Source organism: Paenisporosarcina sp. TG-14 (assembly GCF_000297555.1).
GTDB classification, from domain to species: domain Bacteria; phylum Bacillota; class Bacilli; order Bacillales_A; family Planococcaceae; genus Paenisporosarcina; species Paenisporosarcina antarctica.
In genome coordinates this window covers 1-727 of sequence record NZ_AMGD01000129.1, presented here as the reverse complement: position 1 = coordinate 727, position 727 = coordinate 1, and the positions used below count along the sequence as shown (strand labels likewise).

5 tRNA genes and 1 rRNA gene are annotated in these 727 nt (G+C 48.1%); all 6 read right to left on the bottom strand.

Annotated features, from left to right (window positions below):
• Positions 1–35: 35 nt before the first annotated feature.
• Positions 36–110, bottom strand: a tRNA-Gly gene (locus C406_RS0119070).
• Positions 111–123: 13 nt separating this feature from the next.
• Positions 124–208 (bottom strand) — tRNA-Leu (locus C406_RS0119065).
• Positions 209–225: 17 nt separating this feature from the next.
• Positions 226–301 (bottom strand) — tRNA-Lys (locus tag C406_RS0119060).
• An 8-nt stretch (positions 302–309) separates the two neighbouring features.
• Positions 310–385: transfer RNA gene (locus C406_RS0119055), tRNA-Thr, on the bottom strand.
• 16 nt (positions 386–401) lie between these two features.
• Positions 402–474: transfer RNA gene (locus tag C406_RS0119050), tRNA-Val, on the bottom strand.
• Between the two features lie 9 nt (positions 475–483).
• Positions 484–599 (bottom strand): 5S ribosomal RNA (gene rrf, locus C406_RS0119045).
• Positions 600–727: the final 128 nt, after the last annotated feature.

The following is a 727-nucleotide window of genomic DNA, read 5'->3' as shown; positions in this document are numbered from 1 at the left end:
CCAGTTCCGCCACCCCGGCATTTTATAAGAATCTATGGAGCGGAAGACGAGGTTCGAACTCGCGACCCCCACCTTGGCAAGGTGGTGTTCTACCACTGAACTACTTCCGCTAGTATATATAAATGGTGCGGGTAAAGGGAGTCGAACCCCCACGCCTTGCGGCGCTAGATCCTAAGTCTAGTGCGTCTGCCAGTTCCGCCATACCCGCAACTTAGTATTAAAAAATGGTGAGCCATGTAGGATTCGAACCTACGACCCTCTGATTAAAAGTCAGATGCTCTACCAACTGAGCTAATGGCTCTAATGAAGTGGTGCCGGAGAAAGGAGTCGAACCCTCGACCTACTGATTACAAGTCAGTTGCTCTACCAGCTGAGCTACTCCGGCATTTCGCAAAAAAAAATGGAGGATGACGGGCTCGAACCGCCGACCCTCTGCTTGTAAGGCAGATGCTCTCCCAGCTGAGCTAATCCTCCGTAACAATCGCCCAGCGACGTCCTACTCTCACAGGGGGAGACCCCCAACTACCATCGGCGCAAAAGAACTTAACTTCCGTGTTCGGGATGGGAACGGGTGTGACCTCTTTGCCATTATCACTGGACTGGATATTTAATTTTAAAGACAAGACTTATTATAGCAAGTCTGATGAGATTTACAAGCTTTTTTAATAAAATATATGCTTGTTCACTCAAAACTGGATAAACGGGCCATTGAAAGCCATTCAATCTT